Origin of the sequence: Leptothrix discophora (assembly GCF_030705305.1) — a bacterium.
In the GTDB taxonomy this organism is placed as follows: Bacteria; Pseudomonadota; Gammaproteobacteria; order Burkholderiales; family Burkholderiaceae_C; genus Sphaerotilus; species Sphaerotilus discophorus.
Map to the genome: position 1 here is coordinate 1 of NZ_JAUZEE010000010.1, position 19,267 is coordinate 19,267.

The window sequence follows — 19,267 nt, forward strand, 5'->3', positions numbered from 1 at the left end:
CCGCCACCCCACGAGGACCCCGCGCCGCAAGGCCGGGGTCCTCGGCGCTTGTGGGCTGCCACTCACCGAACGGTGCAGCAGCAGAGCCTTCGCCCACAATCCGCTGCACCTAGACCTGACCGAGTCCTCGCCATGATCAAGCTCCTCGTGCGCTGGTGCCTGCTGGCCGCAGCGCTGCTGCTGGTCGCCAACCTCGGCGTCGGCGTCAGCATCAGCAACTTCCGCTCAGCCCTGTTCGCCGCGCTGGTGCTCGGACTGCTCAACGCGTTCGTGCGGCCGGTCCTGCTGCTGCTGACGCTGCCGGTCACGCTGGTGACGCTGGGGCTGTTCCTGTTCGTGATCAACGCGCTGATGTTCTACGGCGCGGCCTGGCTGCTCGACGACCTGCGCGTGGCCGGCTTCGGCGCGGCACTGCTCGCGTCGCTGATCTACAGCGCCTGCGGCATGGTCATCGACGCCGCCCTGTCCCGCCTGTTCGGCGAGGCCTGAGCCGGCGTCGACCGGCTCACTCTCCGCGTCGCTCGTCGAGCAGCTGCTGGCGGCGGCGCTGTTCGACCACGCGAAGACGTGCATCGATGACCGCACCCTCGATCGGGTCCTGCGCGGACTGGCGCTGGCCAGCGCGCAGCCGGTCCGACGCACCCTGCCAGTCGCCCACCGCCGCATGGGCCTCGGCCTCGGCCCGCAGGGCTGCCAGCGACTGGCCGCGCGCACGTTGCAGCTGCGACAGGTGATCCCAGGCCCCGGCGTCGTCGGGATGACCGGAGACCCAGACCTGCAGCGCATCGACCTGGCGACGCAGGCGCTCGCCGGCCACGGCCACATGCGGCTGCGCGTCGATCAGCACCTGCGAGGCCACCATCATCCCGGCGCGGCTGCCGTCGTCGACCCGCGCGCCGTCCGGGGACTGAAGCAGCGCCAGCGCGGCGGCATGGTCGCCCCGCGCCTGCAGCGACTCCAGCTGCATCACGACCACCGCCCTCGTGGCCGACTCGAACGGCGCAGCCAGCTGGCGGGCGCGGGCCAGCGCGGCATCGGCGCGGGCCCACTGCTTGACCTGCGTGGCGGCCAGCGCGACGGTGCTCGCCACGGCCAGCGAGGCCGGCTCCCGGGCCGTCGGCAGGGTCAGCGCCGCAAGCTGCTGCTCGGTCGCATCGCGCGTGTCCATCAAGGCCCGCGAGCGGCCCTGCATGGCCGCATGCAGCCAGGCCGCCGCCGGACCGCCCGAGCCCAGGGTCATCGACGGCTGTGCGGCCGCGTCGATGCCGAGGCGGTTGCGGGCGTCGGCGATGCGCTCGCCAGTCAGCGGGTGCGAGCGCAGGTAGGGGAAGGCGTTGTTGTCGGTCAGGCGGGAGGCGCTGGCCATGCGCTCGAACATGCCGACCATGCCGATGCCGTCGTAGCCGGCCGACTGCAGGATGCCCGAGCCGATCCGGTCGGCCTCGCGCTCCATGTCGCGCGAGAAGTTCAGCTGGCCCTGGATCGCGGCCGCCTGGCCGCCAAACACCAGCGCCTGCGCCGCATCCGGGCTGCGCGACAGCGCCAGGATGCCCAGCACGGTCGAGGCCAGCGCCAGCATCGAGCTGCGCCGGTTGCTGCTCATCATGCGGGCGATGTGGCGCTGGCTGACGTGCGACATCTCATGCGCCAGCACCGAGGCCAGCTCGTCGCGGCTCGCCGTCATCGCCAGCAGGCCCATGTGGACGCCGACATGTCCGCCGGGCAGCGCGAAGGCGTTGATGGTGCGGTCGCGCACGATGAAGGTCTGCCAGGCGAGGTGCTGCGCGAGGTCCTCGGTGATGTCGCCACGCGCCTTGGCGGCGTTCAGCAACGGCCCCCAGATGCGCTCGATGTACTCGACCAGCAGCGGGTCGTCGACCACGTCCGGGTCGCGCCGCAGCTGCTGCATGATGCGTTCGCCCAGGCGCGCCTCGGCCGGCACCGAAAGCTCGTCGCCGGCCTCGTCACCGAGCGCCGGCAGCGCGGAGGCGCCCTGCGCCATCGCGGCCTGCGGCACCGGCACGGCCCACAGCAGGCTCGCCAGCGAGGCGGCGATCAGGGCGGTTCGAGGGGACGGCAGAGGCATGGCCAGGACGGGCGCGGGCGCATCGAAAAAGACGGCACCTATGATGCACCGGATCCATCGCCCGACTGTTTCCACCCATGACATCGACCCCTGCTCCCAGCCCCGGCCGCCCGCTGGACGAACCCGCGGTGCTGACCCACTTCGACGCCCAGGGCCAGGCCCACATGGTCGACGTCGCCACCAAGGCCGTGACCCACCGCGTCGCCACCGCCAGCGGCTCGATCCGCATGCTGCCGGCGACGCTGGCGCTGATCACGCAGGGCACCGCGAAGAAGGGCGACGTGATCGGCATCGCCCGCATCGCGGCGATCCAGGGTGCCAAGCGCACCGCCGACCTGATCCCCCTGTGCCATCCGCTGCCGCTGACCCGCGTGGCGGTCGACTTCAGCGTCGACGCCGCGCTGCCCGGCGTGCACTGCACCGCCACCGCCGAGACGCTGGGCCAGACCGGCGTCGAGATGGAGGCCCTGACCGCCGTGCAGGTCGGCCTGCTGACGATCTACGACATGTGCAAGGCCGCCGACAAGGGCATGGTGATGTCCGACATCCGCCTGCTGGAGAAGCAGGGCGGCAAGAGCGGGCACTGGAAGGCGGGTTGAGCCGCCACGCCGACGCCGCACCCGCGTCGGCTCAGGGCCGCAGGTCGTTCGCCGGCAGGGCCGGGTCCGGGCCGCACTGGAAAGGCAAGGCGTCCGGATCGACCGCAGCCGCCCCGGCGACCGCCGACCCGTTGCACGGCGCGAAGAACGCGGCAGAGGCCGGGTTGCGGAACTCGCGCAGCCGGGCCGCGACGTGGCGGGCCCGGGCGGTGTCGCCGCGTGCATGCAGCGCACGGGCGTAGGCGATCATCAGTCGCGTGTCGAGCAGGTGAAACAGCGGGCGCTCGAAGTCGTCGAAGACCAGCTCCGGCCGCTGCGCCATGGTCAAGCGGGCGTAGTCGGCGTGGTGGCCGAACAGCACGCTGCGCTGGCCCTGGGCGATGCGCTCGGACAGCGGGCCGGGCCGGCCGCCGGGGACCAGGTCGGGGTCGAAGATCACCGCGACGTCGTGGTACTGGCGGGCCGCCACGAAGGACGCCAGCAGCGCCGCCGCCGACACCAGCAGCAGCAGCAGCCGGGCCGAGCGCACCGGCAGCGTCGCGGCGGCGGGCACGTCCAGGCTGGCGGGCCGGACGTCCTCGCGCCGCGCCAAGCCGGCCAGCCAGCCGGCGATCAGCGCCGCCGGCAGCAGGAAGTAGACGTACCAGAGCGGGTACTCGAGCAGGCTGTGGACCAGCACCAGCACCAGCAGGAAGGCGGCGCAGCGGGCAGCCTGGGCGCGCAGTTCGTCGGCCTGGGTCAGCACGCCGCGCAGTCGCCACGCGAACAGCGCCATCAGCCCGAGCACCAGCACCGTGTAGGGCAGTCCGAAGTCGACCGCCAGTTCCAGCACGAGGTTGTGGGTGTGGTCGAAGAAGGCGATCGGCCGGACCGCGAACGGCGTCATCGACCAGACGAAGTTGAACGCCCCGGCGCCGACGCCTGTCCACGGATGCTGGGCGATGAGTTCCAGCGTGTTGGACCAGATCTTGCCGCGCGAGCTGCTCGGGTCGCCGTGCAGCGTCTTGCGCACCTGGTCGTCGCCGAAGAAGGTCTGGCCGGTCAGGCTGGACCAGTGCTCCATCGACCACCAGCCGGCCGCGTAGACGGCCACCGTCGCCGCCATCGCCACGCGCAGGCCGCGCGGCAGGCGGCGGTCGACCAGCCCCCACAGCGCCAGCAGGCCGACGCCGACCATGCCGGTGCGCGAGGCGTTGAGCACCTCCGCGCCGACCAGCAGCGCCAGCAGCGCGGCCGGCAACGGCCAGCGCCAGCCATGCCGGCGCGACAGCCAGACCGTCGCCCCGCAGGCCCACAGCAGCAGCGTCGACAGCTGGTTGGGCTGGCGCATGTTGCCGATCGCCCGGCCCGGCGTGGTCGAGGCGGCGAACCAGCGGCCGTCGGCCCATTCGGGCAGGAAGACCTGCACCACCGACACCGCCACGCTCAGCAGGCCGGCCACCAGCAGGCCGATCAGCAGGCCATGCCACCAGAGGTCGCCGGCGGGCTCGCCGTCGGCAGAGGCAGGGGCCGAACCCGGCCACGCGCGGGCGCAGCGGCCCGCCACCCAGGCCAGCACGGTGGCCAGCAGCAGCGTGGCGATCGGGATCAGGCGCTGGCCGAACGGTGCGGTGGTCCAGGCCTGGCCGGCCGCCAGCACCAGCATCAGCGCCAGCAGCACGCGCAGCGCGTCGCTGCCCTGGCCGCGCGTGGCCAGCGAGACGACGTGGTCGCTCGTGCCCGGTCGCCAGGCGAGTCGCCAGGTCAGCAGCACCAGGGCCAGTCCGGCGAAGGACAGCCACTGGTTCACGAAGGTGGTGGTCGGCGTGTAGCTCGGCGCGAACAGGAAAGGCAGCGCCACCACGCCAGCAAGCAGCGGCAGCAGCGGCTCGGGCGCCACGTGGCGCGGAGGCAGGGAGCTCATGGGCGGGCATGCTATCTTCATCGACCCCTTAGACCGCTGCGCGAGCGCGCCCAGACCATGCCGCTGAACTTCCTGCGAGGCCTGTTCGGATCGAACGAGATCAAGACGCTGGCGCAGTCGCTGGCCAACGAGCTGGCCCGCCGCTATCCCCCGACGATGGCGAGCGGACAGGGCCGCAAGCTGTCACCGCAGGCGGTCACCAACATCCTCGAGAGCGTCATCACCAAGGCCGTCACCAAGACGCAGGAATGGCGCCTCGGCGTGGTCGGCAAGGCCCGACTGGGCAACGCGCTTCGGTGGGAAATGAAGGAGCGCGGCTACCCGGAGCCCTTCATCGAGATGGTGACGGAGGCGCTGGTGGTCTACATGACGCGCCGCGCCCAGGCACCCGCGGCGACCGCCGGCAAGCGCTGAGGCGGCGATGGGCTTGCTGAAGTCCTTGTGGCGGGAGGTGGCGGGGCGGCGCGGCACGGCGCAGACAGGCGTCGACCCGGCGGGGCAGCTGGCGGCGCTGGCGCCCGGCCTGCGCCATGCCGAAGCCGACGAGCGGGCGCGTGGCCGGCAGGCCGTGCAGGACCTGCTCGCCGCGCACCTGGCCCCGTCGATCCAGGCCGACGGCCATGCCCTGCTGGGCGACGAGGCGCTGGCACAGGGCCGGCTGGCCGAAGCCGAGGCCAGCTACCGCACGGCGCTGTCGGCCCGGCCCGAACATGCCCGGGCGCAGGAAGGCCTGGGCCTGACGCTGCTGCAAGCCCGGCGTCTGGACGACGCCTTCCTGCACCTGGAGATGGCGCACAGGCTCGACCCGATGAACGCGGACATCCTCGTGCACTGGGGGCTGGTGGAGCTGGAGATGGGGAACTACGAGCTGGCCAGCACCCGCTTCGCCCGGGCCATTGAACGCGCCCCAGCCAACCCGCACGCCTGGCTCAACCTGGGGCTGGCGAGCTTCAAGCTCGGCCAGTTCCCGATCAGCGTCTCGCAGCTGGAGCGGTCCGTTGAGTTGCGGCCCGATCTCGCGCTGGCCTGGAGCAACCTCGCGCTCGCACGTCGCCAGGTCGACGACCTGGACGGCGCCATGACCGCCGCCCGGACGGCGCTGGCACTGCGCCCGAACCAGTCGCGGCTGTCGGTGATCCTCGGTGACCTGCTGGCCGATGCGGGCGAGTTCGAGGCCAGCGACGCCGCCTTTGCACGCGCCGAGTCACTGGACCCGTCCTCGGCACAGGTCGCGATCGGGCGCGGCAAGTTGCGGATGTCGCAGGGCCGGCTGACCGAGTCCGAGACGGCCTTCCGTCTGGCGATGGCACGCGATCCGGCCAACCCGGAATGCGCGGGTGGCCTGGGCCAGTTGCTGCTGCTGCAAGGCCGCTGGGCCGAAGGCTGGGAACACTACGAAGCACGCCGCCGCACCGTGCCGGGTCCCGTCCGTCATGTGCCTGCCGCCGACTGGTCCGGTCATCCGCAGCGTGGCGAGCGGCTGCTGGTGCATGCCGAGCAGGGGCTGGGCGACATCATCCTGTTCGGCACCTGCCTGCCGGATCTGGTCGAGGCCGGCGTCGATTGCGTCATCGACCTGCCGGCGCGGCTGGCGCCGCTGTTCCGCCGCTCCTTTCCCGAGGCGACGATCTGTCCGGACGATGGACGTCGCAACGGCGACGCCTGGCTGGCCAGCCTGCCGCCCTTCGACCGCCATGTGCCGATGGGCACCTTGCCGCGCTGGTTGCGCCAAGGCGATGCCCAGTTCCCGTCGCATGCCCGTGGCTACCTGCGCGCCGATCCGCTGGCCGTGGCGCGCTGGCGCGAGCAGCTGGCCGACCTGCCGGGCCCGCGCATCGGCCTGAGCTGGCGCGGCGGCCTGCTGGCGACCGCCGGCCGACAGCGCTCGCTGTCGCTGGTGTCGATGCTCGAAGGCCTGCGCCACACCGGCGCCAACTTTGTCTGCCTGCAGTACGGCGACGTGGGCCGTGACCTGGCCGAGGCCGAGGCCGCGACCGGCATCCGGGTCCATCCCGGCCTGTCCGGCTATGGCGACCTCGACGACATGGCGGCGCTGAACGGCGCCCTCGACGGCATCGTCACCGTGTGCTCGACGCAGGCCCACCTGTGCGGCGCGCTCGGGCTGGACGCGTCGGTGCTGGTGCCCGTGAACCCGAACTGGCGCTACGGCGCGAGCGGATCGCGCATGGCCTGGTATCCGAGCCTGACGCTGATGCGTCAGACCGATGCGGGCGAGTGGTCTGCGGTGCTGGCGCAGGCCGCCCAGGCAATCGCGCAACGGTGCGGGTCGCGCGGCTCATGAGTTCGCGCCGATGCAAGCGTTGAAGCGCCTGGCCGGCCTGTTCGGGCTGGCCAGGACGACGGCTCAGGCCACCTCCGCGCCACACGGCGACGGCAGCCAGGCCGCCGTCAACCCGGAGATGGCACGACCGGTGCCGCATGAAGACCTGGCGCAACTCGAAAGCTGCAGCGGACATGCGGCCCTGTCGCAAGCCCGGGCGTCCGAGCTGGCCGACGCACTGGCCGCCTGCCGCATCCGCCACGAGGACCTCAGGGACAGCGCCCTGCTGCGCCTGTTCGATGCCGCCCTGCTGCGGCTGCAGGGCGACCTGGACGCCGCGGCCGAGCTGGCCGACACGCTGCTCGCCGCGCCCGACGTCGACCCGTCGAGGGTCCACCTCGAACTCGCGCTGACGGCCCGGGCGAGGCACGACCTGCCCGGCGCGACCGAGTCGCTGACCGTGGCCGTCAGCCTGGACCCCGACTTTGGCGTGGCCTGGCTCCGCTTGGGCGAGGTGCTCGGACGCCTTGATCGGCTCGATGAGGCTGGGTCGGCATTGAGCGAGGCGGTGCGCTGCCTCGACGGTGAAGCGAAGGCCGAGGCGCTGCACCTGCAAGGCGAGATCCTGCGCATGCGTCGCCGTCATCTGGAGGCCGGCGCCGCCTTCGATGCCTGCCTCGCGATCGCGCCGGAGCGTCGCCAGACCCTGATCGCCCGCGGTCACGTCCACCTGATGGCCGAGGAAGAGGGACAGGCCCTGGCCTGCTACGAGGCGGCCTTGCAGCAGGCCCCGCACCTCGCGCCCGAGGTCCAGCTCAACATCGGTTCGATCCGCCAGAACATGGGCAATCTCGAAGGTGCCCGGGAGATGTACCAGCGCCTGCTCGACCAGCGGCCCGGGGACCATGCGGCACGCTGGTATCTGTGCCAGCTCGATCTGCTCCAGGGCCGCTGGGCCAGCGGCTGGGCCAACTACAGCTCGCGCTACCGGGCGGGCGCCCTGCCCTACCGGCCGATGCCCTATGCGAGCTGGGACGGCCGCCCGCTGCCGGACGAGACGCTGCTGGTGCTGGCCGACCAGGGCCTGGGCGACGAGATCATGTTTGCCTCCTGCCTGCCCGACCTGCAGCGACGCGCGCCCCATGCCATCGTCGAGTGCGAGCCGCGCTTGCGGGCCCTGTTTGAACGGTCCTTTCCCGGCCTGCGCTTCGTCGCGACCCAACGCGAGAACAGCACGGACTGGCTGGCCGGACTCCCGACCCCGACCTGGCAGGTCAGCGCGGGCGAACTTCCGAGCTTCTTCAGGCTGAGCGACAGCGACTTCCCGGACCACTGCGGCTATCTGAAGGCCGATCCGGCCCGCGTCGCGGCCTGGCGCGAGCGCCTGAAGGCCAGCAGCGGCGGCCAGCGGGTCGTCGGGATCTCCTGGCGCGGTGGCCTGGTGGGCACCCGCACCCGCGCGCGCTCGATCGACGTCGCCGAGTGGGGCGACATCCTTTCCTGCCCGGGCGTCCACTTCGTCAACCTGCAGTACGGCGACTGCACCAGCGATCTGGCCAACCTGCAGGCCCGGCACGGCGTGACGATCGAGCACCATCCGGAGGTCATTGCCGACTACGACGAGACGGCGGCGATGGTCTGCGCGATGGATCTGGTGGTCAGCGTCTGCACGTCCATCATCCACCTGACCGGCGCCCTCGGTCAGCCGGTCTGGGTGCTGACACCGCATTCGCCGGGCTGGCGATACACCGCCGACCGCGATCGCCTGCCCTGGTATCCGAGCAGCCGGATCTTCCGGCAGCCGCAGGCCGGCGATTGGGTCGCAGCGTGCCGCGAACTGTCAGCCGCGCTGCGCGAGATGACGAGAAATGTCAGCCCCCATCCCGCATCCGGCACCGAGACCCCATCCGAAAGTTGAAATGGGCGCGGATCCACCCCCAGTTTGCGGGATCAACACCGGGTACGGCGCTTGCTGTCGACTTGTTCACGACCGGGGCGTCCCGGACCGGATTCCCTAGCCTGGAGGACATGGAATGAAATCAATGCAACGAGGCTTCACCCTCATCGAACTGATGATCGTCGTGGCGATCATCGGCATCCTGGCAGCCGTGGCGCTGCCCGCCTACCGCGACTACACGCTGCGCGCGAAGGTCTCGGAACTGCTGCTGGCCGCCAGCTCGACCCGCACGGCGGTGACCGAGAACTCGCAGAACGCGGGTGCGACCAATGGCTCGGGCATCACCGCACCGGGCGCCGGCGGCAAGGTGGCCAGCGCGGCCGTCGATGCCAGCGGCAAGATCACCATCACGGGCGTGGCCAGCGAGTTCGGCGGTACCGCCGTGGTCGTCACGCTGAACCCGAGCTGGAATGCGGGTGCATCGACCGTGGTCTGGACCTGCGCGGTGTCGCCGACCAACCTCGAACCGTCGTCCTGCCGCCAGGACTGATCGACCGCCAGGCCGTCACGCACGGTCCGGCCCGATCCCCAGCAACGCCCCGGATGTCCTCCGGGGCGTTTTTCATGGCGAGGGCAAGGGCAAGGGCTTCACGCCGACCATGCGCATGTCCCGCATCGGCACATGCGTGAGCGCCTTCTCGGTCGTGATCGACACCAGGCCGACCCGCGTCAGCACGTGGCGAAGCTCGGCCTCGGAATAGCACCAGCGATGCAGCATGTGGACGTCCTTGTGTCCCGGATCGCCGAACAGGCCCCACATCGTCAGCTGCACCGGCGCGGGCGTGCCAGCCGCCAGGTGGGCCTGGAAGATCGACAGGATCTTGTCCAGGCAGGGCAACTCCAGCACCAGGCGCCCGCCCGGCTTGAGCACCCGCAGCCATTCACGCAGGCAGGGCTCGACCTCCCAGTGCAGGATGTGTTCGAGCACGTGGTAGGCATGGACCTCGTCGGCATGTTCGTCCGGAAAGGGCAGCGTCTTCGTGATGTCGGCCACCACGTCGGGCGCGATGCCGGACCAGTTCTCGCCGAAGTCGACGTTGATGAAGCCGGCCATGTGGCGCGCGCCACAGCCCAGGTTGATGCGCACGCCGCCGGCAGGCGCATCCGCGGTCGACGTGGCCGCGTCGAACGGGACGGCGGAGAAGGCGTCCAGCCACGCCTGCGCGATGGCCGGCACGCTGCAACGCTGCTCGACGGCAGCCTGTCCGGCCAGCAGGGCTGCCTCGACCTGGTCGCCGTGGTTCATCCAGTGCCGCAGGCCTTCGACGGGATCGTCGACCAGGCTGACGTGCGCCGCCCACGGCTTGTAGGCTGGCAGGGGACTGGCCACCACGGCACGTCCGGCATGGATCGCGTCGGTCAGGCGGTTGGCGGTCTTCACCGCCTTGCGTGCGTCGTCCGGGTCGGACGGGATCAGCACGATGTCGCAGCGTTCGAGCGCCGCCCACTGGGTCGCCTCGTCCCAGGGCAGGCATTCGGCCTTCAGACGGCCTTCGCTGGCGCGTTCGGCGGCCTCCAGCGCCGCGACGATCTGCGGCAGGGGCTGGGTCACGACCTGAAGCGACAGCGGGCAGGACGCGGCATGGGCGACCAGTCTCGGCAGCCAGGCCTGCATCGCGGCCCAGTTCACCGGATGGCCGTACCAGAGCAGCCGCAGCCGGTCGTCGGCCCGCTCGCCTGCGCGCCACCAGCGCACCCGCGATCCGGCCGGTTTCGACAGCCGGCGCACGCGCACCCGCCCGTGCGGCGAACCGAGCGGATCCCCCACGACATGCGCCGCGCGGCCACAGGCCGACATCAGCCGGGCGCGCATGGCCGTCGATCCCGCCACGTGGACCTGGGCCGCCTCGGCCAGTCCGCGCCAGTACGGCCCCTGCTGCGGATGGTCGAAGTGGTCGTCGTTGAAGTCGGCCACGACGTGCGCGCCTTGCGCCCTCGCCAGCCGCGCCTGGTCGAGCAGCCTCGCGGCACGCGCCTGGTAGCGAGCCATGTCGCCACCGGGCAGGAACTTGGCGATCACGACGATGTCCGCGACGGCCGGCCGGTCGCTCGCCAGCCAGGCATCCAGCTCGATGAAGTCGACCTCGTGCCCGAGGTCACGCAGTCCCTCGGCCGGCAGGATGACCCGGTAGCGATGCGACGCGAGCGGGGACGTGTGGCCGCCCTGCCCGTCCGGCCTCAAGCCTTCGACGATCCAGGCGATGCGCCGGCCCATGGCGTGCTCAGCCACGCCGCTGATCCACCCGCAGCATCGCCTCCCGCTCGCGCTGCCACGCCGGGCCATGCTCGCAGTCCACGTACTCGTGGAAATACGGGCCGCCGATGGTGAAATGGACGTTGGCAGCGTCCTCGCGCGGCGCGTCGTAGCCGACCAGGTGGTTCCAGGTGGCGGGCAGCGCGCCGATCTCGGCGTCGTCGGCCAGCCACTTGAACTGGTGCAGTTCGAGGCCGCTGGCGGTGTTGACGTAGTCGGGCGTCAGCGCGCGGCAGCGGGCGTTGTTGAACAGCATGACGCTGGACCAGTTCTTCTTGCCGTAGGCCGACTGCGGCGCGCCGAGGAACTTGACGGTCTCGGCCGGGCGGTGGTCGTGCTGCACGCACATCACCGCATGGCGCTCGTCGCGCAGGGCCCAGAGTCCGGCGATGTCGGTGCGCACCAGCATGTCGCAGTCCATGAACAGCGACCAGCCCTCGTAGCCGCTGAGGTGCGGCACCAGGAAGCGCGAGAACGAGAAGTCGGTCGACTGCAGCGGATTGCGCTCGCGCCACATCAGGCCCTGCAGGTTGTCCAGCGCCAGCGGGACGAAGGCGACCGGCTGGCTGGCACGCGCCAGGATGCTGTGCGTCAGCACATGCCAGGCGACGGTCTCGCGCGGGTCGTAGCCGATGAAGATGCGGATCATGGTGCGGCTCTTGCTCAGGTGTTCCGACGTGGAGAGGCACTCTAGCAGCGTCAATCCGGCCGGCACCTAGGCCGGATCAAGGGCTCGCTGGGTATCCTCGCGACTCGATCGTTGACCAGGGAATCAAGACCATGAAGTTCCGCATCGCTCTGATCGCCGCCGCCGCCGGCCTCGCCGCACTGGCCTCGACCGGCCTGCAGGCCAAGACCTTCAAGTGGACCAGCGCCGCCGACATCCCGACCTGGGACGTGCACTCGCAGAACAACGCGCTGGCCAACGGCATCCATGCCGCCGTCTACGAATCCCTCGTCTACTACAACAGCCGCACCTTCAAGCCCGAGCCGGTGCTGGCCACGGCCTGGAAGCAGGTCACGCCGACGCAGCTGCGGCTGACGCTGCGCAGTGGCGTGAAGTTCCACGACGGCTCGCCCTTCACCGCCGACGACGCGGTGTTCTCGCTCGAACGGGCGATGGCCAAGACCTCGAATTTCGCGGTCTACGCGCAGGGCATCGACCGGGTCGTGAAGGTCGACGCCGGCACGATCGACATCTTCACCAAGGACCCCAACCCGGTGCTGCTCAACCAGCTCACCGAGCTGCGCATGATGAGCAAGGCCTGGGCCGAGAAGAACAACTCGCTCGCGCCCAAGGACATCAAGACGCCGGAGGAGAACTTCGCCCACCGCAACGCCAACGGCACCGGGCCGTTCCAGCTGGTGTCCTGGCAGCCCGACCAGAAGCTGGTCCTCAAGCGCAACACCGCCTGGTGGGGCAAGGCCGACGGCAACGTGACCGAGGTGGTCTACACGCCGGTCAAGTCGGTCGCTACGCGCATGGCCGCGCTGCTGTCCGGCGAGGTCGACTTCGTGCTCGACCCGAGCCCGCAGGACCTCGTGCGGGTGCGCGGCGACAGCGCGCTGAAGGTCATCGACGGCCTGGAGAACCGCACCATCTTCCTCGGCATGGACCAGTTCCGCGACGAGCTGCCCGGCAGCGACGTGAAGGGCAAGAACCCGCTCAAGGACGTGCGGGTTCGGCGTGCGCTGTACCAGGCCATCGACATGGACAGCATCGCCCGCGTGACGCTGCGCGGGCTGGGCCAGCCGACCGGCACGCTGATCGCGCCGCAGGTCAACGGCTGGACCCAGGCCCTGGACAAGCGCCTGCCCTTCGACCCGAAGGCCTCGCAGAAGCTGCTGGCCGAGGCCGGCTACCCGAACGGCTTCGAGGTCGACTTCGCCTGCCCGAACAACCGCTACATCAACGACGAGCAGATCTGCCAGGCCATCGCCTCGATGTGGACCCGCGTCGGCGTCAAGGCCAAGCTGCGCACGCAGCCGCTGGCGACCTACTTCCCGATGATCCAGCGCTACGAGGCCAGCATCTACATGCTGGGCTGGGGCGTGCCGACCTTCGATGCGCTCTACAGCCTGCAGTCGCTGGTGCGTTCGGTCGGCGCGGGCGGCGACGGCAACTACAACGTCGGGCGTTACTCCAACCCGCAGGTCGACGCGATGGTCGAGCGGACCAAGAAGGAGACCGACCTCAAGCTGCGCACCGAGCTGCTGAGCAAGGCGCTGCAGCTGCAGGCCGACGACGTCTCGCACCTGCCGCTGCACAACCAGGTCATCCCGTGGGCGATGAAGAAGAACATCGACGTGGTGCACCGGGCCGACAACCGGCTCGACTGGCGGCTGATCAAGGTCAACTGAACGCGGCCGGCACGACGCGCCGATGCTGGCCTTCATCCTGCGCCGCCTGGCCCAGGCCCTCGTCGTGATGGCGGTGGTCGCGGCGGTTGCCTTCGCGCTGTTCCAGTACGTCGGCGACCCGGTGACCTTCCTGCTCGGGCAGGACGCGACGCCGGAAGAGCGCGCCCGCATCCGCAGCGAGCTGGGCCTGGACCGGCCGGTGCTGGTGCAGTTCGGCCACTTCGTCTGGAACGCGCTGCACGGCGAGTTCGGCATGAGCCTGCGCCAGGGCGTGAAGGTCTCGCAGCTGTTCGCCGAACGCCTGCCCGCGACGCTGGAGCTGGCCTTCGTCGCGGCGGCGCTGGCCTTGCTGGTGGGCGTGCCGATGGGCGTCTACGCGGCGCTGCGGCGCGGCACCTGGCTGGCGCAGGTCTTCATGACGGTCTCGCTGCTGGGCGTGTCGCTGCCGACCTTCTTCATCGGCATCCTCCTGATCCTGGTGTTCGCGGTGAACCTGGGCTGGTTCCCGAGCTTCGGCCGCGGCACGCTGGTCGACCTGGGCGGCTGGAAGACCGGGCTGCTGACGCTCAAGGGCTGGCACCACATCACGCTGCCGGCGCTGACGCTGGCGGTCTTCCAGCTCACGCTGATCATGCGGCTGGTGCGTGCGGAGATGCTGGAGGTGCTGCGCAGCGACTACATCAAGTTCGCCCGTGCCCGCGGCCTGAGCGACCGCGCCGTGCACTTCGGCCATGCGCTGCGCAACACGCTGGTGCCGGTCATCACGATCACCGGGCTGCAGCTGGGCGGCCTGATCGCCTTCGCCATCATCACCGAGACGGTGTTCCAGTGGCCCGGCATGGGCCTGCTGTTCATCCAGGCGGTCTCGTTCGCCGATGTGCCGGTGATGGCGGCCTACCTGTGCCTGATCGCACTGATCTTCGTGGTCATCAACCTGGTGGTCGACCTGCTCTACGTGGCCGTCGACCCGCGCCTGCGGCTGGACGGCCGCAGCGGCCATTGACCGAGCAAGGACCGACGCCGTGATCGCCACCCTGCGCCGCTGGTTCGCCAGCGACATCGGCCACAGCTTCCGGCACACGCCCAGCGCGCTGGTCGCCGCGCTGATCGCGCTGGCCTGCCTGGTCGGCGCCCTCGGCGCGCCGTGGCTGGCGCCACACGACCCCTTCGACCTGGGCACCCTCGAACTGGCCAACGCGCGCCTGCCGCCGGCCTGGCAGGACGGCGGCAGGCCGACCTTCCCGCTGGGCACCGACAACCAGGGCCGCGACATCCTGTCGGCGCTGATGTACGGCGCGCGGATCTCGCTGGTCGTGGGACTGGCCTCGGTAGCGCTGTCGGTGCTGGTGGGCGTCACGCTGGGCCTGCTGGCCGGCTTCCTCGGCGGCTGGGTCGACGCGCTGCTGATGCGGCTGTGCGACGTGATGCTGTCCTTCCCGGCCATCCTGGTCGCGCTGCTGATCGCCGGCGTCGGCCGGGCGCTGTTCCCGAACGCGCACGACGGCCTGGCCTTCGGCGTGCTGATCCTGTCGATCACGCTGACCGGCTGGGTGCAGTACGCCCGCACGGTGCGCGGCTCCACGCTGGTCGAGCGGCAGAAGGAATACGTGCAGGCCGCGCGGGTCACCGGCGTGGCGCCGCTGGCCATCATGCGCCGGCATGTGCTGCCCAACGTGCTCGGGCCGGTGCTGGTGCTGGCCACCATCCAGGTCGCCACGGCCATCATCACCGAGGCGACGCTGTCTTTCCTGGGCGTGGGCGCGCCACCGACCTCGCCGTCGCTGGGCACGCTGATCCGCATCGGCAACGACTACCTGTTCTCGGGCGAGTGGTGGATCACGATCTTTCCCGGCCTGATGCTGGTGCTGATCGCGTTGTCGGTGAACCTGCTGGGCGACTGGCTGCGCGATGCACTCAACCCGAGGCTGCACTGAGATGACCCGCCTGCCCGCCGCCCCGCTGCTGCAGGTCGAGGACCTGGTGGTCGAGTTCCCCGGTCGACGCGGCACGCTGCGCGCGCTCGACGGCGTGTCCTTCGAGCTGGCGCCGGGCGAGATCCTCGGCATGGTCGGCGAGTCCGGTGCCGGCAAGTCGCTGACCGGCGCGGCGGTGATCGGCCTGCTGGAGCCACCCGGGCGCATCGCCGGCGGGCGCATCCTGCTGCGCGGCGAGCGCATCGACGACCTGCCGCCCGAGCGGCTGCGGCGCATCCGCGGCAAGCGCATCGGCGCGATCTTCCAGGACCCGCTGACCTCGCTGAACCCGCTCTACACGGTCGGCCGGCAGCTGGTCGAGACCCTGCGCACCCACCTGCCGCTGAACGCGGTGCAGGCGCGAGAGCGGGCCATCGAGCTGCTGCGCGACACCGGCATCCCGGCGCCCGAACAGCGCATCGACCACCACCCGCACCAGTTCTCCGGCGGCATGCGCCAGCGCGTGGTGATCGCCCTGGCGCTGGCCGCCGAGCCCGAGCTGATCGTGGCCGACGAGCCGACCACGGCGCTGGACGTGTCGATCCAGGCCCAGATCATCGGCCTGCTGCGCACCGTCTGCCGCCAGCGCGGCGCGGCCGTGCTGCTGATCACGCACGACATGGGCGTGATCGCCGAGACCTGCGACCGCGTCGCGGTGATGTATGCCGGTCGCATCGCCGAGATCGGCCCGGTCGCCTCGGTGATCCACCGCCCGGCGCATCCCTACACCGCCGGGCTGATGGCCTGCATCCCCGACATGGGCCGCCCGCCGCTGGAACGGCTGAACCAGATCGACGGCGCGATGCCGCGCCTGAACGCGATTCCCACCGGCTGCGCCTACCACCCGCGTTGCCCGCAGGCCGCCGGCGACACCCGCTGCACCCGCGAACGCCCGCCGCTGATGCCAGCCGGCGAGACCCGCGCGGCCTGCTGGTTGCAGGCCCAGGCTGGAGAGCCCCGATGAGCGCGCCGGACGCCGCCCCGCTGGTCCGCGCGGTCGACCTGGCCAAGCGCTTCGAGGTTTCCGCGCCCTGGCTGGACCGGGTGCTGGGCGGCCGGCCGCGCCAATGGCTGCAGGCGGTCGACGGTGTCAGCTTCGAGATCGAGCGGGGCCGCACGCTGGCGCTGGTCGGCGAATCGGGCTGCGGCAAGAGCACGGTCGCGCGGCTGCTGGTCGGGCTCTACCAGCCCACCCGCGGCCAGCTGGTCTTCGACGGCCAGGACGCGCAGGCCGCCTATGCCGGGCCGCAGGACCGGGCGCGCGCGCTGCGGCGGCGCATCCAGATGATCTTTCAGGACCCCTACGCCAGCCTCAACCCGCGCTGGCGGGTCGAGGACATCGTGGCCGAGCCGCTGCGCGTGCACGGTCTGGGTGCTGACGACGAGGAGCGGCGCGAGCGCGTCGGCCAGCTGCTGGCCTCGGTCGGCCTGAACGCGGCCGATGGTAGCAAGTACCCGCACCAGTTCTCCGGCGGCCAGCGCCAGCGCATCTCGATCGCGCGGGCGATCGCGACCGCGCCCGACTTCCTCGTCTGCGACGAGCCGACCTCGGCGCTGGACGTCAGCGTGCAGGCCCAGGTGCTCAACCTGATGAAGGACCTGCAGCGGGCACGCGGCCTGACCTACCTGTTCATCAGCCACAACCTCGCGGTGGTGCGCCACGTCAGCGACAGCGTCGGCGTGATGTACCTCGGCCGGCTGGTCGAACTGGCCCCGCGCGAGGCGATCTTCGAGGCCCCGCGCCACCCCTACACCCGCATGCTGCTGGCGGCGATCCCGCAGCTGCACGCGACCGGCGCGGCGCGCACGCCGGTGCTCGGCGAGGTGCCCAACCCGCTGGACCCGCCCAGCGGCTGCACCTTCCACCCGCGCTGCCCGCAGGCCGATGCGCGCTGCCGCAGCGAGCGGCCGGCGCTGCGCACGGTCGGCGGCATCCGCATCGCCTGCCATCAAGTGGCATGACTGCCCCCGGCTGCGGCTTGGGGCGGCCCGGCGCTCGGCCGACGAAGCAAGCATGAAAAAAGGCCTGCGACATCGCTGTCGCAGGCCTTCAGGCTGCCGGGCAGGCGACGGGGCCCGAGGGCCCCGCGGACATCACATGTCCATGCCGCCCATGCCGCCCATGCCACCCATGCCACCCGGCATGGCCGGGCCGTCTTCCTTCGGGGCTTCGGCGACCATGCACTCGGTGGTCAGCATCAGCGAAGCGACCGAGGCGGCGTTCTGCAGCGCGGTACGGGTCACCTTGGTCGGGTCCAGGATGCCCATCTCGATCATGTCGCCGTAGGTGTCGTTGGCGGCGTTGAAGCCGTAGTTGCCCGAACCGGCCAGCACGGCGTTGATCACCACGCTCGGCTCGCCACCGGCGTTGCCGACGATCTCGCGCAGCGGAGCCTCGATGGCCTTCAGGACCAGCTTCACGCCGGCGTCCTGGTCCGGGTTGTCACCGGCGATCTTGCCGGCGGCCTGACGGGCGCGCAGCAGGGCCACGCCGCCACCGGCGACGATGCCCTCTTCGACGGCTGCACGGGTGGCGTGCAGGGCGTCTTCCACGCGGGCCTTCTTTTCCTTCATCTCGACTTCGGTGGCAGCACCGACCTTGATGACGGCCACGCCGCCGGCCAGCTTGGCCACGCGCTCTTGCAGCTTCTCGCGGTCGTAGTCGCTGGTCGCTTCCTCGATCTGGATGCGGATCTGCTTGACGCGGGCTTCGATGTCCGCGGCAGCGCCGGCGCCGTCGATGATGGTGGTGTTTTCCTTGCCCACTTCGACGCGCTTGGCCTGGCCCAGGTCAGCCAGCGTGACCTTCTCGAGCGACAGGCCGACTTCCTCGGCGATGACCTTGCCACCGGTCAGGATGGCGATGTCCTCCAGCATGGCCTTGCGACGGTCGCCGAAGCCCGGAGCCTTGACGGCCACGACCTTCAGGATGCCGCGGATGGTGTTGACCACCAGGGTCGCCAGCGCCTCGCCGTCGACTTCCTCGGCAATGATCAGCAGCGGACGGCCGGCCTTGGCCACCTGCTCCAGCGTCGGCAGCAGATCGCGGATGTTGCTGATCTTCTTGTCGAACAGCAGGACAAACGGGTTGTCCAGCAGCGCGACCTGCTTCTCGGGGTTGTTGATGAAGTAGGGCGACAGGTAGCCGCGGTCGAACTGCATGCCTTCGACGACGTCCAGCTCGTTGTTCAGCGACTTGCCGTCCTCGACGGTGATGACGCCTTCCTTGCCGACCTTGTCCATGGCCGAGGCGATGATCTCGCCGATCGAGTCGTCGCTGTTGGCCGAGATGGTGCCGACCTGGGCGATTTCCTTGGACGTGGTGGTGGCCTTCGAGGCCTTCTTCAGCTCGACGACCAGGGCGGTGACCGCCTTGTCGATGCCGCGCTTCAGGTCCATCGGGTTCATGCCGGCGGCCACGTACTTCATGCCTTCGCGCACGATGGCCTGGGCCAGCACGGTGGCGGTCGTGGTGCCGTCACCGGCGTTGTCGGAGGTCTTGGACGCGACTTCCTTGACCATCTGGGCGCCCATGTTCATGAGCTTGTCCTTGAGCTCGATCTCCTTGGCGACCGAGACACCGTCCTTGGTGACGGTGGGGGCGCCGAACGAGCGCTCCAGAACCACGTTGCGACCCTTGGGGCCCAGGGTGACCTTGACCGCGTTGGCCAGGATGTTCACGCCTTCGACCATGCGGGCGCGGGCGTCAGCGCCGAAAACGACGTCTTTTGCTGCCATGTGAATACTCCGAATCTGATGGGTTCATCTCGAAGGGAAGCCGGGCCTGATCCGGGTCTCCCGGTCAGGTCCGAGCCCCCTCGGGGGGTAGCGAGGATCGCGGCACCGCCGCGAC

The 19,267-nt window shown here is 70.7% G+C and carries 16 protein-coding genes; 11 read left to right on the top strand and 5 right to left on the bottom strand.

What is annotated here, in order from left to right; genetic code table 11:
• The first annotated feature begins 132 nt into the window (after window positions 1-132).
• Window positions 133-489 carry a phage holin family protein gene (locus tag Q8X39_RS16380; RefSeq protein WP_305750756.1) on the top strand — a complete coding sequence of 119 codons (357 nt, stop codon included), beginning with the start codon at window positions 133-135 and terminating at the stop codon, window positions 487-489.
• A 16-nt stretch (window positions 490-505) separates the two neighbouring features.
• Here the strand turns inward: Q8X39_RS16380 and Q8X39_RS16385 are convergent, their stop codons facing one another.
• Entirely contained in the window at window positions 506-2,086 is a 1,581-nt protein-coding gene (locus tag Q8X39_RS16385) for a M48 family metalloprotease (protein ID WP_305750757.1), read from the bottom strand.
• A gap of 77 nt (window positions 2,087-2,163) precedes the next feature.
• Here Q8X39_RS16385 and moaC point away from each other — a divergent pair, with 77 nt between their 5' ends.
• Complete coding sequence (gene moaC / locus Q8X39_RS16390; RefSeq protein WP_305750758.1) at window positions 2,164-2,685, top strand: cyclic pyranopterin monophosphate synthase MoaC; 522 nt, start codon at window positions 2,164-2,166, stop codon at window positions 2,683-2,685.
• Window positions 2,686-2,716: 31 nt separating this feature from the next.
• Here the strand turns inward: moaC and Q8X39_RS16395 are convergent, their stop codons facing one another.
• Complete coding sequence (locus tag Q8X39_RS16395) at window positions 2,717-4,588, bottom strand: PglL family O-oligosaccharyltransferase (RefSeq protein ID WP_305750759.1); 1,872 nt, start codon at window positions 4,586-4,588, stop codon at window positions 2,717-2,719.
• 57 nt (window positions 4,589-4,645) lie between these two features.
• Between Q8X39_RS16395 and Q8X39_RS16400 the strand changes: the two genes are divergently transcribed.
• The 4 genes from Q8X39_RS16400 (at window position 4,646) to Q8X39_RS16415 (ending at window position 9,316) form a co-directional block, all read left to right on the top strand.
• Complete coding sequence (locus tag Q8X39_RS16400) at window positions 4,646-5,002, top strand: hypothetical protein (protein WP_305750760.1); 357 nt, start codon at window positions 4,646-4,648, stop codon at window positions 5,000-5,002.
• A 13-nt stretch (window positions 5,003-5,015) separates the two neighbouring features.
• Window positions 5,016-6,890 (top strand): tetratricopeptide repeat protein, encoded by a 1,875-nt coding sequence (locus Q8X39_RS16405; protein WP_305750761.1) that lies wholly within the window; start codon window positions 5,016-5,018, stop codon window positions 6,888-6,890.
• A gap of 10 nt (window positions 6,891-6,900) precedes the next feature.
• Entirely contained in the window at window positions 6,901-8,787 is a 1,887-nt protein-coding gene (locus Q8X39_RS16410; protein WP_305750762.1) for a tetratricopeptide repeat-containing glycosyltransferase family protein, read from the top strand.
• Window positions 8,788-8,902: 115 nt separating this feature from the next.
• Window positions 8,903-9,316 (top strand): pilin, encoded by a 414-nt coding sequence (locus Q8X39_RS16415; RefSeq protein WP_305750763.1) that lies wholly within the window; start codon window positions 8,903-8,905, stop codon window positions 9,314-9,316.
• A 72-nt stretch (window positions 9,317-9,388) separates the two neighbouring features.
• Here Q8X39_RS16415 and Q8X39_RS16420 read toward each other — a convergent pair whose 3' ends face one another.
• Together Q8X39_RS16420 and Q8X39_RS16425 are read right to left on the bottom strand one after the other, a co-directional pair.
• Window positions 9,389-11,056 carry a methyltransferase domain-containing protein gene (locus Q8X39_RS16420; protein WP_305750764.1) on the bottom strand — a complete coding sequence of 556 codons (1,668 nt, stop codon included), beginning with the start codon at window positions 11,054-11,056 and terminating at the stop codon, window positions 9,389-9,391.
• Entirely contained in the window at window positions 11,049-11,729 is a 681-nt protein-coding gene (locus Q8X39_RS16425) for a glycosyltransferase (protein ID WP_305750765.1), read from the bottom strand. The genes Q8X39_RS16420 and Q8X39_RS16425 overlap by 8 nt, the downstream gene beginning before the upstream one ends.
• A 131-nt stretch (window positions 11,730-11,860) precedes the next feature.
• On the opposite strand from Q8X39_RS16425, the gene Q8X39_RS16430 reads away from it, so the two are divergent.
• The 5 genes from Q8X39_RS16430 to Q8X39_RS16450 are packed head-to-tail and all read left to right on the top strand — an operon-like array spanning window position 11,861 to window position 17,376.
• Entirely contained in the window at window positions 11,861-13,441 is a 1,581-nt protein-coding gene (locus Q8X39_RS16430) for an ABC transporter substrate-binding protein (protein WP_305750766.1), read from the top strand.
• Between the two features lie 22 nt (window positions 13,442-13,463).
• On the top strand, window positions 13,464-14,444 hold the full coding sequence (locus Q8X39_RS16435) for an ABC transporter permease (RefSeq protein WP_305750767.1): 981 nt from the start codon (window positions 13,464-13,466) through the stop codon (window positions 14,442-14,444).
• A 19-nt stretch (window positions 14,445-14,463) separates the two neighbouring features.
• The gene (locus Q8X39_RS16440) at window positions 14,464-15,375 is read left to right on the top strand and encodes an ABC transporter permease (protein ID WP_305750768.1); all 912 of its coding nucleotides are present in this window, start codon (window positions 14,464-14,466) and stop codon (window positions 15,373-15,375) included.
• Window position 15,376: 1 nt separating this feature from the next.
• Window positions 15,377-16,378, top strand: coding sequence for an ABC transporter ATP-binding protein (locus tag Q8X39_RS16445; protein ID WP_305750769.1), 1,002 nt, complete (start codon window positions 15,377-15,379; stop codon window positions 16,376-16,378).
• Window positions 16,375-17,376, top strand: a complete 1,002-nt coding sequence (locus Q8X39_RS16450) for an ABC transporter ATP-binding protein (protein WP_305750770.1) — start codon at window positions 16,375-16,377, stop codon at window positions 17,374-17,376. Before Q8X39_RS16445 ends, Q8X39_RS16450 begins: the two co-directional genes overlap by 4 nt.
• A gap of 132 nt (window positions 17,377-17,508) precedes the next feature.
• Here the strand turns inward: Q8X39_RS16450 and groL are convergent, their stop codons facing one another.
• Window positions 17,509-19,152 (bottom strand): chaperonin GroEL, encoded by a 1,644-nt coding sequence (gene groL / locus Q8X39_RS16455; RefSeq protein ID WP_305750771.1) that lies wholly within the window; start codon window positions 19,150-19,152, stop codon window positions 17,509-17,511.
• Window positions 19,153-19,267: the final 115 nt, after the last annotated feature.